The sequence below is a fragment of the Opitutaceae bacterium genome, assembly GCA_041395105.1.
Taxonomy (GTDB): Bacteria; Verrucomicrobiota; Verrucomicrobiia; order Opitutales; family Opitutaceae; genus B12-G4.
On sequence record JAWLBB010000001.1, the window covers coordinates 242,208 to 254,928 of the forward strand.

The 12,721-nt window shown below is 61.4% G+C and carries 12 protein-coding genes; 3 read left to right on the top strand and 9 right to left on the bottom strand.

Annotation, left to right across the window (positions count from 1 at the left end):
* Positions 1 to 57: 57 nt before the first annotated feature.
* Positions 58 to 885, bottom strand: a complete 828-nt coding sequence (locus R3F07_01045; GenBank protein ID MEZ5274947.1) for a helix-turn-helix domain-containing protein — start codon at positions 883 to 885, stop codon at positions 58 to 60.
* A 381-nt stretch (positions 886 to 1,266) separates the two neighbouring features.
* Between R3F07_01045 and R3F07_01050 the strand changes: the two genes are divergently transcribed.
* Positions 1,267 to 2,130 (top strand): phytanoyl-CoA dioxygenase family protein, encoded by an 864-nt coding sequence (locus tag R3F07_01050; GenBank protein ID MEZ5274948.1) that lies wholly within the window; start codon positions 1,267 to 1,269, stop codon positions 2,128 to 2,130.
* Between the two features lie 514 nt (positions 2,131 to 2,644).
* On the opposite strand, the gene R3F07_01055 is transcribed toward R3F07_01050, so the two are convergent.
* From R3F07_01055 to R3F07_01075, 5 genes are all read right to left on the bottom strand, one after another.
* Positions 2,645 to 3,832 carry an aldo/keto reductase gene (locus R3F07_01055; protein ID MEZ5274949.1) on the bottom strand — a complete coding sequence of 396 codons (1,188 nt, stop codon included), beginning with the start codon at positions 3,830 to 3,832 and terminating at the stop codon, positions 2,645 to 2,647.
* Between the two features lie 75 nt (positions 3,833 to 3,907).
* Complete coding sequence (locus R3F07_01060; GenBank protein ID MEZ5274950.1) at positions 3,908 to 5,161, bottom strand: hypothetical protein; 1,254 nt, start codon at positions 5,159 to 5,161, stop codon at positions 3,908 to 3,910.
* Between the two features lie 115 nt (positions 5,162 to 5,276).
* Positions 5,277 to 6,587, bottom strand: coding sequence for a hypothetical protein (locus tag R3F07_01065; GenBank protein MEZ5274951.1), 1,311 nt, complete (start codon positions 6,585 to 6,587; stop codon positions 5,277 to 5,279).
* A gap of 14 nt (positions 6,588 to 6,601) precedes the next feature.
* Positions 6,602 to 8,023: a sulfatase gene (locus R3F07_01070; GenBank protein ID MEZ5274952.1), complete on the bottom strand. Its 1,422-nt coding sequence runs from the start codon at positions 8,021 to 8,023 to the stop codon at positions 6,602 to 6,604.
* On the bottom strand, positions 8,020 to 9,363 hold the full coding sequence (locus R3F07_01075; GenBank protein MEZ5274953.1) for a sulfatase: 1,344 nt from the start codon (positions 9,361 to 9,363) through the stop codon (positions 8,020 to 8,022). Before R3F07_01075 ends, R3F07_01070 begins: the two co-directional genes overlap by 4 nt.
* Between R3F07_01075 and R3F07_01080 the strand changes: the two genes are divergently transcribed.
* Both R3F07_01080 and R3F07_01085 read left to right on the top strand, forming a co-directional pair.
* On the top strand, positions 9,362 to 9,697 hold the full coding sequence (locus R3F07_01080; GenBank protein MEZ5274954.1) for a hypothetical protein: 336 nt from the start codon (positions 9,362 to 9,364) through the stop codon (positions 9,695 to 9,697). The genes R3F07_01075 and R3F07_01080 overlap by 2 nt on opposite strands.
* A gap of 19 nt (positions 9,698 to 9,716) precedes the next feature.
* A complete protein-coding gene (locus R3F07_01085) occupies positions 9,717 to 10,118 on the top strand; it encodes a hypothetical protein (GenBank protein MEZ5274955.1) in 402 nt (133 codons plus the stop codon).
* A gap of 41 nt (positions 10,119 to 10,159) precedes the next feature.
* On the opposite strand, the gene R3F07_01090 is transcribed toward R3F07_01085, so the two are convergent.
* The 3 genes from R3F07_01090 to R3F07_01100 all read right to left on the bottom strand — a co-directional run bounded on the left by R3F07_01090 (position 10,160) and on the right by R3F07_01100 (position 12,578).
* Positions 10,160 to 10,948 (bottom strand): platelet-activating factor acetylhydrolase IB subunit, encoded by a 789-nt coding sequence (locus tag R3F07_01090; GenBank protein MEZ5274956.1) that lies wholly within the window; start codon positions 10,946 to 10,948, stop codon positions 10,160 to 10,162.
* A gap of 223 nt (positions 10,949 to 11,171) precedes the next feature.
* Positions 11,172 to 11,654, bottom strand: coding sequence for a leucine-rich repeat domain-containing protein (locus R3F07_01095; GenBank protein MEZ5274957.1), 483 nt, complete (start codon positions 11,652 to 11,654; stop codon positions 11,172 to 11,174).
* Between the two features lie 60 nt (positions 11,655 to 11,714).
* On the bottom strand, positions 11,715 to 12,578 hold the full coding sequence (locus R3F07_01100; GenBank protein MEZ5274958.1) for a class I SAM-dependent methyltransferase: 864 nt from the start codon (positions 12,576 to 12,578) through the stop codon (positions 11,715 to 11,717).
* Positions 12,579 to 12,721 lie beyond the last annotated feature (143 nt).

Below are 12,721 nucleotides of genomic sequence, written 5' to 3' on the forward strand. Positions count from 1 at the left end.
AGAGGCCAGACCCATCTCTGGCATGAACATCAGCCGCTTGACAGGCCACCCGACCACTCAACTCCGGTAGCGCCGCGGGCTGATGCCATAGTGCCGACGGAAACGCGTGCTGAAATAGAACGGGTCCTCGTAGCCGACGGCGGTGGCGATTTCCTGGACCCTCAGCTGGGTCAAACGGAGAAGCTGGGCCGCATGCTGCAGCTTCATCTTCTCCGCATAACGCTGGAGGGACTCGCTCAGGTGCTCCTTGGCCAGGTGGGATAGCCGCGATTCCGAGATCCCGGCCGCCTTCGCCCAATCGGCAAGCCGGAAGGGCCGGTCGATGTAACGACCGCCCCAGTGGACGGCCCTGGCCAGAGGGACCGGCAGAAGCCCGTCCTCCGATGCCGCCAGCTGCGAATCGTGGAGCAGGAGGAGAACCCGCTCAAAGGCCCACCGCGACCAGAGCGGTGCGGTCGGATGGGGCCGCCGGACATGTAGAATCGCTTCCTCCCAGGCGCTCACCACCGAATCGAGAAGCCCGCCGGATAGCACCCACTGATCCATCCGACGGGGACGGACCATCCCTTCCAGCCAGGGCAGCCAATGAGGCTGCGGATTGAAGTGAACCCAGAGGAAGACCCATCTTCCGCTTTCCGGATCCGTGGCATAGTCCTGGGGAGCTCCCGGTGGAAAAACCGTCAATGCACCCGGTCGGGCCTGCCGGATATCCAAGGCTGACGCGACCCGTCCAACCCCTCCCACGGTCAGCAGCATCAGCCAATCGCTCCGACCCTTTTCCCGGACCGTCCGGTACTCGGGACCCTGCTCAAACCGGTCTCCATAAAGGGTCGAAACCGGTTCCAAGGGCGGATCGGCGATCGGTTCAGGCAGCTTCGAGACCATGGTGATTCCAGAGAGGCATCTTTATCGCCTGTCCTGCTCTTGGGTATCGAGGTTACTTTCGCAGGGCGTGGCAGGTCTGATGCAGCCGCTTCGCTGCGTCGAAGTGTTTGCCTGTTTCGAGAACGCCGGCACAGCGGCGTTGCTCCATTTCTTCGCGACCGATGACTTGGCGGATCGTCTCATTCGGAGAATTTCATCTGAAAGTGCACAACAGCAGCCTGCAGGCGATTCTCAGAAAGCTCACATACCAGCAGGATATCAAAGGTTTTGAGCAAATCCCTCGATGTTCGCAAGTCTGCTTATGTCGTATATTAGAACCTGACTTTCCCCTCCAAGCCGCGACCCGAATCCCTCACCGGCCGCTTTCCATTCCACCCGAACATGCCCGAATCCACCATCAGGACCTACGAACTTGCCGACCGTGCCGGGTGGCTCGCGGCCTACGCCCGCGACGGCTTCGTCCGCGTCAAAGGGGTCTTCTCCGCCACTGAACTCGACGAGATCGAGGCTTTCTTCGACGACTATCTTGAAGACCCGAGCGGCGCCCTGGAAAACAACACCATCCCGCTGAAGGTTGCCCACCGCGGAGCCACCCTCGAACAGGTCGACCGGACCAAGGGACAGGTCCGCTGCCTTCATCCGCACCGCACCCACCCCGATCCCGTCAACCGCTGGTACCTGCACGAGAATATCGCCGCCGTCCTCGACGGCCTCTTCGGCAAACCCGCGCTGGCCGCCCAGACCATGTACTATTACAAGCCGCCCGGGGCCAAGGGACAGGGGATGCACCAGGACAACTTCTATCTCCTGACCGCGCCCGCAGTCTGCATCGGCGCCTGGACGGCCATCGATGATGCCGACGAGGAGAACGGCTGCCTCTGGATGGCGCCCGGTTCCCACCGCGAGGGGATCTTCTGCCCGGACAAGGATCTGACCGAGCCCTGGCTCAACTACGGCGACACCCATATCGCGCCCTATCCCCGGCAACACCGACCCGTCCCCGTCCCGGTCAAACGCGGCGAAACCCTCTTCTTCCACGGGCTGATCATCCACGGTTCCGGTCCCAACCGGACCGCGAACAAGTGGCGCCGCACTTTCATCGGTCATTACTGCGACGAGGCCACGGAGACCATATCCGAATTCTACCACCCCGTCCTCAACATGCAGGGCGAAACCGTCTCCGACATCGGCGTCCACGCCGGCGGCGGTCCCTGCGGCGGCGAGTGGCGCGGCAAGGCGCACTGAACCGCCCGGGGCCCCTGAAACCAAACGTAGCAACCGTGTTGGTCATGCCGGCTCAGACTGACGGGTTTTGAACCTGCAGTTCAGGCAATAGGTTTAGCCACGGCAGTCTCTTGCCGTGTTTGATCGCCGATTCGCCCCAAGGGACTGGGGCGGCTGCAAGACTCGGCGAATAGAGAGCCAGGGTGGAGGCTCCTAGACAAGCCGTAGCATGCTAGAATGGCACTTAGTTTGCGGACGTTGAGGGAAACATCTCGGGTCTCGGTTGTGCTTCCCGACACCATCGAGATGGGCCGGGGCGGTTCGACGGCGCGCCCGGCGGTCACGCCCTACCGCCAGATCGGTCTCATCAGGTAGGGCGTGACCGCTGGGCGCGCCGTTCTGACAGTCAATGGTGGACTCATCGATCAACACCCTTAACTAAGCGCCATTCTAGCATGCTACGGTTTGTTTTTGACTCGAAAACCCTACGGTCTATACTACGTTTTGTTTTGAGACCAGGAACCATACGTAGCCCTCAGGACTCGTTTTCGCTGAGTCGCTTGACCTTGTCTCCACTGAACATCTCGCGCGCTTCCCGGAGCAGACCGGGGATTTTCCCGGCATGGGGACTCTCCCGCAGAGCCTCGACCATTTCCCGGTCGTCGAAATCGGTCACCCGGTTGCCGGGGATCCAGTTGTCCTCCGCGCTCATCATATTGTAGCGCCAGGTCCCGAAGGCGGTCAGGTCGATCGCCTTGGCCCAGGTCCAGAGGCGGAGGATATCCCGGACATTGATCCGGCCCGGCAGGTGCTGCCATTCCGGGATGCCCTGGTGCCAGGTCTCCAGCCAATCAGGGCCGATTGTCTTCGCCACTTCGGCATGGATCCGCTCGACGATCGGCCGGGTGACCTCCTCCGCCTGATCGTAGTACTCGAGTCCCGCGATATGGGTATCGAAATCGGAAGGCCGGGCCGCCCCGCAACTCAGGGTATGGACATGCGGATTGGCCAGACAGAAGAGGTCATTGAAGACCATGGGGTCGAGCGGCCGGCAGAGCTCGCGCAGCTTGGCCGGCGGACGGTAGAGCTGGCCGCCCTTGTCGTTGGGACTGATGATGAAGACGCCCATATCGTGGCGGGCCGCCGCTTCAATCGCCCTTGTGTTGAGCTGATTGGTGAAGTACCAATGGAGGTTCACGTACTCGAACTCGCCCGACTCGATCAGTTCGAGGATTTCATGAGGGGCCGCGTGGGTGGAGAACCCGATGTGCTTGATCCTTCCGTCCGCCTTCAACTTGCGGGCCGCCTCCAGGCATCCCCCAGGGCGCATCGCCCGGGTCATGGACTCCCGATTGTTGAGCCCATGCAGCGCAAAGAGATCCACCTGATCGACCTGCAGGTATTTCATCGAAGTCTCGAACTTCCTCAGAAAGTCCTTCGGCTTATCCTCAGGTCCCACCTTGGTCTGGAGAATATAGGATTCCCTCGGGAATAGCTTGAGGGCATAGCCCAGCTGCATCTCCGAGCTGCCATAACCCCGGGCAGTCTCGATGTGATTGATCCCGTTCTCAAGGGCGTGGGCCAGGACCCGCTCAATGTTCTCCTGGCCGGCGCGGGGGACTTTCTCCCAGGGCATGTCATTCCATTGGTCCTGGTAGCGCATCCCCCCGCAGGAGATCACGGGCATGGAGAGTTCGGTCTTTCCAAATCGTCGGTACTTCATTTTCGAGGTCCCAATCAGGCGACTGCCACGGCCTGTGGCAAGGATCGGTGTGAGAATCTGCCGGATTCTCGCCGATCAACCTTCCGGCCACGCGGAGAGGTTGCCCTCACCATCAAACGCTGGTTGGTAACCGCTGATCCACTCCACGTCCGCCCGGCCGTCAAGTTCGCTGACGACTGCGGCGGAAGCCTGGATGACCGAGGTGTGGAGCGTGTTGCGGATCCGCATCACCCGCTCACTCCCGGGCTCGAGCCGGCCGCAGGTCCGCAGGGCCAGGCGATAAGCCTCTGCATCGGTAGGCGCCACCAGGGGGGTATTGCCCCGCTCGAGAAAGCCGGAAGTCACCACGTTGGTGTAGGTTTCTTCTTCGTCGATCCTGGCCGCCAGCCTTCGGGTGATGACGTCGGCCAATCCGGTTCCGAGGGCATTGCCATGGCTGGCCTCGGTCAGGTCGCAGACCACCAGTCCGCGGATGTGCGGCGGCCCGAACTCCGGTTCCCCGGGGATGCGCAGCCGGCCGATCACATTGGTGTCCATCCCGCAGCCACTGATGTCCTTGCCCATCTCATCAACGATCAGCACATCCAGTTGCTCGACCGGGAGGCGCGGCATGTTCGCCCGGGCCACCTCCAGCAGCTCCGGCTCCCGCTCGAGGATCCGGTGGGCCGGAATCACCTCCACCTGCGCCGTTTCATCAAAGGCATTTTCGACGATGCCGATTCCGCAGAGGATCCGTCCACTGCGCAGGACCTTCGCCGCCGCGACCGGGGTCAGATCCCGGAGGCCGTGCACACCGTAGCCGTGCATGGTCTCGGCCTGCCGTCGCTTGCCCAGTCCGATGACCGACATCTTGGCCAGACCGGACTCATGGCGTCCGTGAAAATCCGTATGCGGCTTGATCCGGTTGATCAGGACAATCCCGTCGGCTCCGGCCGCATGGGCATCGAGAAAAAGCGGGTGCTCAAGGCCCGACGAATCGAGCTCAATCACCTCCATGGACGAAAGAATCGGACAACCCGCGGAAGCCTCGGTGATCCCGTAGGCGGCCAGCACCGCGGCCTGCCCCGGACCGGTGGCCCCGCCATGACTGCCCATGGCCGGGAAAATGAAGGGCTTGGCCCCCACCCGCTTCAACAGATCAACCACCGCGATGGTGATCTCCGCAATGTTGGCAATGCCCCGGCTGCCCGCCGCCACCGCAATCCGCGCACCGGGCTTGATCGACGCCAATCCGATAAACCCTGCGGTCAGGACACCAGTGAGGGAAGCCAGATCGAACTGCGGCCGTTCGCGTGAGATGCGGGCTGTCCTGAGGAGAAGTTCATTCATCCGGTTGCAGGGTGCGCGCTTAGTCTGTGAAGCGCACACCCCGGCAGAAGCTGACCTACCGGAATCGGGCAGACAAACCAATTCGCGGGGGAACCTGAAGGCGCGGAGGTCTCTTTCACAGAGGGGTGAAGAACGGGTCGGTCGCGAGAGGATCCGCCAATTCGACACGCTGCGAGAAGATGAACACATTCCCCATTTCGTTCGTATCCAGATTGCGGAGTCGGAGCATCGTTGCTTGCTGGTCCAGGTCCAGCGTCCGGAAGATCTCCGCAAAGGCCGTCGCGTAGTGAAATGACAGAAATCCGTCGAGCTCACCGTAGTGTCGACCGAGTTCGAGGACCACCTCCCGGTCAGGCGGCTCGCCTGCGAGGAATCCGCGGAGGCAGCCGGCAATCTCCCGGCGCAAGCTGACGATTTCCCTGAGCGCATCGCGTTGCCGGGGGATGATGGACTCGATCCTCGCGCGTTGATCCGGATTCAGGAGGTCGAGGAAGGCTTCGCCGGAATCACCGGTCAGGGAGGTGGAAATGTCGAAGTCCTTCTGTCCCATCGCCGGCAGATCCTTCAGGTAGAATCCGCCGAAAGTGGTGCCATGACGCTCCGGACAGAAATAGACGTCTGCGTCGATCGAGCCGGCCTGCCAGCTGAAGAACTCGCTGGCCAGGGTCAGGTAGGCCACCCCGACCATTTTGGATTCACCCCGCGGACGTTGGCGTTGCAGGGCCTCCCGGTCGACTTCGGGCCAGGAATCGAAGTCACCGAACTGCATGTCGCCGAGTCTTGCGCGTTGAGACTCTGTGAGCGAGCGGGCGACCGCCCCGAAAACCCGCGCGCGTTCAAAGGCAAGCTCGGCATCGAGGGCATAGATACGGCTGAAGTGATCGGAGACCGCGCCTGGATCAAGTGCTCCCCTTCCCTCAGGCCGTTGACCGCGCAGCTCCTGGTCAAAGGCGAGGATGACCGGCCAGCGCATCCGCGCGATCGTTTCCATCTGCAGGGCCTGGTCCCAGGATGCCTCAAGAAACAGGGCCCGTTGGTCCTCGTTGAGGATCTGCAGGACATTCCCGGCCACGCGGTTGAGGAACATCGGGTTGTGCCCCTTCCCGGCGGCATCGATGTCCCGCATGTACTGGAATCCGAAGAAATCGCTCACCTTGCCTGGCGGGATGAAAGTGTCACTGCCAAAGTCACCGGTCATGAAAGCGAGGCCGTTGAACGCGATGGTGTGGAGCTGCGCCCGGTCGGAAACCGCCTGTTCGATGGTATAGCGCCGGGCCTCAGGTCGGGCTCTCTCCGACGGTCCGGAGCCCGCCTTGCGCGATGCCTTTACAGCAGGATCGGGCCGCTTCTGGGCCACGAGCGGAAGTGGCTGGAGAACCGATAGCACGAGGGCGAGAACAGAGCAGATTCTTTCCGTTGTGGTCATGAAGGGAGAACGATTCAGGGAACTCTTGCGACGTTCTTGCCGCCCTTGCCACGTTGATTCCGGGAGCGGTTCTGCCCGGCGTCCGGCTGGTAGAGTGGGTTCGGGGTGGTCGGACACGGCGCCTTCAGGTCGCCCTGCCAGGTTCGGAGAACGGCCAGAAGCTCCGCCGCCATTCCGGGCTCGGCCTCACTGAGGTTCCGGGTCTCCCCGGGGTCCCGCGCCAGGTTGTAGAGCTCAATCCGCGCGTCCTCGAAGAATTCGATCAGCTTCATGTCCCCCTGGCGCACGGCACTGGAAGGCTTTCCGCGTCCAGCATAGCAAGGGAAGTGCCAAAAAAGGGTCGTTCGGTCGAGGGATCCCTGGCCGCGGAGTTCGTCGACCAGGCTTCTGCCGTCCAGCGGGAGCCCAGCGGGTGGCGGCAAACCGGCAAGTTCCAGCATAGTGGGAAAGAGATCGACCGAAGCGATCGGCGAGACGGATTGCCGTCCGACCGCGATGCCAGTTCCGACCGCACAGAACGGCACCCGGAGACCACCCTCGTAAAGGGTCCCCTTGCCTCCTCTGAGCGGAGCCATCGTTCGGTGATCTCCACCGTTATCCGAGGTGAAGAACAGGACGGTCTGATCTGTCAAACCCGCCGCTTCGACCTCCTGCCAGAGACGCCCGACATTTTGATCCAGCGCTTCGATCGTTGCCGCCCGCCCGGGGTCCATCGACGGTATCTCCTTCATGGATTTCTCTTCATATTTTCGAAGGAGCTCAGGCTTGGGATCGTAGGGCGCATGGGTGGCGTGGGGCGCAAGATAGACGAACCACGGGCGATCGGCGTGTTCCCGCATGAAGGCGAGGCAGGCATCGGCCAATGCGTCGGTCAGGTAGGTGCCGGTCTCGCTGAAGTAGGCATCGGTAGCGAAACCGAGGTCACGCGCCTGGACTGAACGATCGAAGCCCTGACCTTCCGGGGTGCGGGGCCCTTTCCGGCCCCGACCTAGATTCCACATCCCGAAGAAACCGGTGGCATAGCCAGCGTCCCGAAGGACTTCCGCCAGGGTCACTGCCTCCGTGGCGAGTTCCGAACGGCTGTCGGAGGCGATGATGGGGTGGTCGGGCGAGCCCGGCGCGTTTCGATCATCCACCACCGTAAAGATGCCGTGACGAGGGGGAACCTGTCCGGTCAACAGACAGGCACGAGTCGGGGCGCAATTGGGCGCACTGGCGTAAGCCTGGGAAAAGACCAGACCGCGGGCGGCCAGCGCATCGACAACCGGCGTATCGACAAACGAATTACCGGTGAAGCCCACCTCGTTCCAACCCAGGTCATCGGCGAGGACGATGATGAAGTTGGGGCGGCCCCGGGTTTCGGCCGCAAGTCCAGACGCTCGAGCCAGGCTGAGAACAAGGAGGGCAACAAAACACCTGGCGGCACGGCTGATCATGACTGACGGGGAGGACGCGAAGCCGGGGTTTTGCCGGCCTTTTCCTTCTTGTGATTCTTTCGGTCATCGGATGGATTGCGATCCGGATCATAGGCGGGATTGGGTATCGGCAACTGCGCCCCGATCGTGGACAGATGGTCCGACAATCGGCGTTTGAGGGAATCCCGGATATCGGTCTCAATCCCGCTCAGGTCGCGGGTTTCTCCGGGATCGAGAGACAGGTTGTAGAGCTCATCCGCATCAGTCTCATAGAAATGAAGGAGCTTGAAGTCGCCCTGAATGATCGCCGAGGTTGGACCCTCCGCTGACTGGTAGTGAGGGAAGTGAAAGACCAGCGCCTCCCCCGCCCGCTTCACCGAGTCTGCGTCGCCACGCAGCAACGGTCCCAGATCGCCGCCTTCGACTTCGGGTGGTAGCGGCTCCGTGGAGCCGGACCAGTGCAGGAAGGTGGGGAAGAGATCGTAACCGGCGACCGAAATGCCGCATTGGCTGCCGGCACCGATTCCGGGTCCTCTCACGATCAATGGAACCCGGATGCCACCTTCGTAAAGCGAGCCTTTTCCTCCGCTCAGACCATTCCTGTTCCGTTGCCCGCCGGAGCCATTGTCTGACATGTAGATCACATAGGTCCTGTCATCGAGACCGAGCTCACTGATCCGCGCGAGAATCCTGCCCACCCCGGTATCGAGATTCTCGGTCATGGCCGCCCGCTCTATCTCCCGTTCGTTGCGACGTGGATCCTTGGCCCGGTATTTCGCGATGGTTGCGGGAAGCGCGTTTTCGGGATAGTGCAGGGCGTGGTAGGAGAGCTGGACGAAGAAAGGTCGGTTGTCACGGGCACATTGCTCCATGAAGGCGACAGCGCGCCCGCCCATTCCGAAGATATCGACCGGATTGGGAGAGGTAAAGGGTGCGGCATCCTGGTTGTCCGTCGCTCCGTCGCTGACGTCGTAACCATGAGCCTCCGGTCCCCCGCCCCCCAGGTGCCATTTCCCGAAGTGCGCGGTGGCGTAGCCGGCCCGCTTGAGAACCTCGGCGATCGACGTTTCCGAGGCCAAGATCTGCTTGCGGCTCGCCGGAGGGACAAGAGGGTATCCGTCCGCCGCAGTCATGACCGGCGCTGCCTTGGTCCAGTGCAGGGCGGCCGGGCTTCGTCCGGTCTGGAGGCTGATCCGGGTGGGCGAGCAGACCGGGGCCGGGGCATAGGCACGACTGAAACGCATCCCCTGCGCCGCGAGTGCCTCCAGGTGGGGCGTTTCGCAGAAATCGCTGCGCGACGCGGGATTGCCAGTCTCCAATGCGACAGACAGACCAGCCCATCCCTGATCATCGGAAAGCATGAAGACGATGTTCGGCGGAAAAGAGCCGACCGTGGACTCGGACTCTTCAGGCCCGTTTCCCAATAGCGAAAGCGACAGCGCGGCCGGCGCGATCAGTCTAAGAATGCGGCCGGGCAGGAGATCGATTCCGAAACAGGATGCGGCCATCCAGGTACGGTTTCCTTCCATGGCAGAGATGACGCTTCAGGAGCTTGGCGGGTTACCAGGGCTGGGCACAATCGCCACCTTCTCGCTCGCGATCCTCGACGAACCCCCTTTTCGGATCATTCTTGATCAATGTGGTCGATCTACAGAAGAACGAGCCTTTGACCCGATTAACGGGCGAATCCGCTAGAAACCTTGACCAACCCTCCATGAGAACTTCGATTGCCACTGCAGTCATCTGCGCCTGTCTCGTCGCGAGTGCTGCGCTCGGGGACGAGGAAATCCCGGTTTTCTCAGGTCAGCCCAGCGTCCAGTATCAGGTCGATGTCAAGACCAGTCAGCGGACCCGGCTCAGTCCCGACGACACGGCCCGGAACGTCCTCGTCATTGTCAAGATAGGTGAAGACTACTTCTGGAAGACCCGGGGAAACCGGCGCGTGATCCACATCATCCCGGAAGCCGGTGACGCCCATTTCTTCATCGACCCCGACGGGGGCGGCTATGTGAAGATCATGACCCGGCCCGACGGCACCTTTGCCTACCTCGAGCAGGTCGGCCTGGAAATGACCTCCTTCATCTACTTCGGCTCGTCCAGGACATTCACGCCATAGAGGGCTGTCCGAAACACACGGAGCGTCCGAAACCGCAACGGCTACCTGGTTTCGCCCATGAGCTGCGCAACAGTCGGCTCCATCGCCTCCGCCCAGAGGGCATAACCCTTTTCCCTGGGATGCAGCAGATCCGGCATGACCTCGCGCGTCAGCACGCCGTCTTCATCAAGAAAAGCTTGGTTGATATCGAGGAAGAAAACCGTTTCGCCGTCAGCCAGTGCGGATGAAAGCCGGCTGGCTTCATCGTTCTTGGCCCACTGATCATTGTAGGTGGCGTCGTGTTCCGCATCCTGGCGCTGTGCCGCATCGCCTCGGGGAAAGATGGCCAGGATCAGGATCTTGGTTTCGGGCAGCTTCTCCCGCAAAAGGCATACGATGGCTTCAATTCCGTCGGCGATCTGCTCAGCCGTGTAGGTGTCGCCGTTGGAGTTGTTGGTGCCAATCATCAGAACAGCCAGTTTCGGATGGATGTTCTCGATTTCGCCGTTCTCCAGCCGCCAGAGAACATGCTCGGTCCGGTCGCCGCCGGAGCCCAGGTTGACCGCGTTGCGCGAGGCGTAGTAACGGTCCCAGACTTCCCTGCCCGAGTTTTCCCATCCGTGCGTGATGGAGTCCCCGATCATCAACAGATCGACATTCCCCTCCGCAATCCGGTCCAGAACGCCCTGATGGCGCTGCATCCAGCCTTCCTTTTCCGGGCGCGGCAGGGGCGTGACCGCCGCGTGAGACCCAAGGACAACGTCACAGGGTTCGACTGGATTGGCCGGCAGGCTTCCGCCCAGGAAGAGCGCGGAAACAGACCACAGCAGGAAGAGGCGCTTTGATATCATGAGGACCTTTCGAACCGACGAAAAACAATAGGGGAACGTTCCAACCCGGGCAGGTTTCAACCGGTCCGACAGTAGGGTCCGTTTTGTCTCGGGGGCAAGAGTCATTCGAGTCTTTCCCAAGCGATTCGCTGCGGCTTCCCTACCGGAAATCGGGATCGACTAATCGGAGGGAAGCAGCAGGTAGGCGGGAAATTTGCATGTGGTCACCTGAGCGACCATCTGTTCACCCTCCCCCATCCCGATCCGGGAGACCGTGCCGATTGGCGTGCAGCCTGCGAAACCGGATGTTGTTCAGCATGGCGCAGTCCCCAAACGCTTCGGATCCCAAACGGTCCAACGTGTCGTAATAGGTGACACTAGTCAGGAACCTGCAATCCGCGAAAGCGTGGTCCCCGACGCGGATGACACTGGAGGGAATCACCACGCTCTTCAGCTTGCCGTCTGCGAATGCGCGGCTCCCGATTGATGTCACCGGCTTCCCGCATAGGATTGCCGGTATGACGACATTCCCCGTGAAGTCATCCGGGAAATCGGTGATTTCGATCGATGTCACGCACTCGACATAGGTGAAATCGCCAAACTGGTCGGCATATCCTCCGGACACCGCAAAGCGGATCAACATGGCGAAGGCGAAGCCGAACTGGCACGGGCCGAGCGATTTCCGGAAGGAAGCAGCCGGGCGATTATTGGCAAGAAACCGGGGCATCGACCTCTTATGCGATAATCTCCGCAGGAACGGATCATCCGCGGCCGAAAGGCGCGGGTTTCAACCCGTTCTTCCGGCCACCACGGTGATCCTCGGTGCGTCGTCGTTGAAAGGACTGCCGGCGAGATCGCCATGCATTTCAATGATCCCCAGACCTTGCGTCTCAAACAGGGTTTTCAGGGATTCCGCACTGTAGCATTGCCTCCAGGTGAATAGTTCAAAAGCGCGGTGCGCCTCGATCACGGTGTGCTTGTCAACGGCCAGGCACTCTTCGTCGTACTTGAAGGTCGAGTTGAATTGGTGGTAGGGCTCGGATGACATGAAACCACCGGTTGGGTGCCATTCATGTTCCATCCGCCTTTCCCTGATCATCCCGTAACCCGCCATCGACTCCACGTCCAGAATGACGGCGCCGTTGTCCGCAAGAAGCCCGCGGAAGGTCTCGAGCAGACCCGCCCGCTGGTCCGGGCTCAAAACCGAGAAATCTCCGTGAATCATCGTGATCAGGTCGAACCGTTCATCGGTCTCGAACTCGAGGTAGTCCTGGCACAGATACCGAATGTCCAGCTCCCGTCGCCTTGCCTCCTCCCTCGCGAAGCGGACCGAACGCTCGGACAGATCAATCCCGGTCACGCGAGCTCCCCGCTCCGCGAATCGGCTTGTCCACAGCCCGGGACCGCAACCGAAGTCACAAATCCGGGTTCCGTCCGAGATGCCGAAGCGGGTGCCCATCCAGTTGACCGCCCGATCAATGAATTCGGCGGGAAAAGAGGCGGCATCATGGCGGGGATCGAGATGGGCCTCCAGCATGCCCTTGGAGATGTGCGGATCGTTCCACAAGATGGGCGAGGTGTACCGACTGAACGGAACCGGACGGTCCGCGATTCGGCTCAGCGCCTCAAATACCGCATCAAAGTCTTTCATGCCGTTGTTTCTCGGGGTCAACCTGACGAAAGAGCCCGGGAACGGCAATCTCCGTTGCCTCCGATCCGTTCGCGGGATGGCGCTGGGTCTCAACGACCTTTTCGCTCGCATGCCGAAATCGTAGCCGTCATCCATGGATGCGT

What these genes read in the sequence shown, in the direction of transcription:
- R3F07_01045 (MEZ5274947.1), bottom strand. Translation starts at nt 885, where the DNA reads ATGGTCTCGAAGCTGCCTGAACCGATCGCCGATCCGCCCTTGGAACCG.
- R3F07_01050 (MEZ5274948.1), top strand. Translation starts at nt 1,267, where the DNA reads ATGCCCGAATCCACCATCAGGACCTACGAACTTGCCGACCGTGCCGGG.
- R3F07_01055 (MEZ5274949.1), bottom strand. Translation starts at nt 3,832, where the DNA reads ATGAAGTACCGACGATTTGGAAAGACCGAACTCTCCATGCCCGTGATC.
- R3F07_01060 (MEZ5274950.1), bottom strand. Translation starts at nt 5,161, where the DNA reads ATGAATGAACTTCTCCTCAGGACAGCCCGCATCTCACGCGAACGGCCG.
- R3F07_01065 (MEZ5274951.1), bottom strand. Translation starts at nt 6,587, where the DNA reads ATGACCACAACGGAAAGAATCTGCTCTGTTCTCGCCCTCGTGCTATCG.
- R3F07_01070 (MEZ5274952.1), bottom strand. Translation starts at nt 8,023, where the DNA reads ATGATCAGCCGTGCCGCCAGGTGTTTTGTTGCCCTCCTTGTTCTCAGC.
- R3F07_01080 (MEZ5274954.1), top strand. Translation starts at nt 9,362, where the DNA reads ATGAAGACGATGTTCGGCGGAAAAGAGCCGACCGTGGACTCGGACTCT.
- R3F07_01075 (MEZ5274953.1), bottom strand. Translation starts at nt 9,363, where the DNA reads ATGCTTTCCGATGATCAGGGATGGGCTGGTCTGTCTGTCGCATTGGAG.
- R3F07_01085 (MEZ5274955.1), top strand. Translation starts at nt 9,717, where the DNA reads ATGAGAACTTCGATTGCCACTGCAGTCATCTGCGCCTGTCTCGTCGCG.
- R3F07_01090 (MEZ5274956.1), bottom strand. Translation starts at nt 10,948, where the DNA reads ATGATATCAAAGCGCCTCTTCCTGCTGTGGTCTGTTTCCGCGCTCTTC.
- R3F07_01095 (MEZ5274957.1), bottom strand. Translation starts at nt 11,654, where the DNA reads ATGCCCCGGTTTCTTGCCAATAATCGCCCGGCTGCTTCCTTCCGGAAA.
- R3F07_01100 (MEZ5274958.1), bottom strand. Translation starts at nt 12,578, where the DNA reads ATGAAAGACTTTGATGCGGTATTTGAGGCGCTGAGCCGAATCGCGGAC.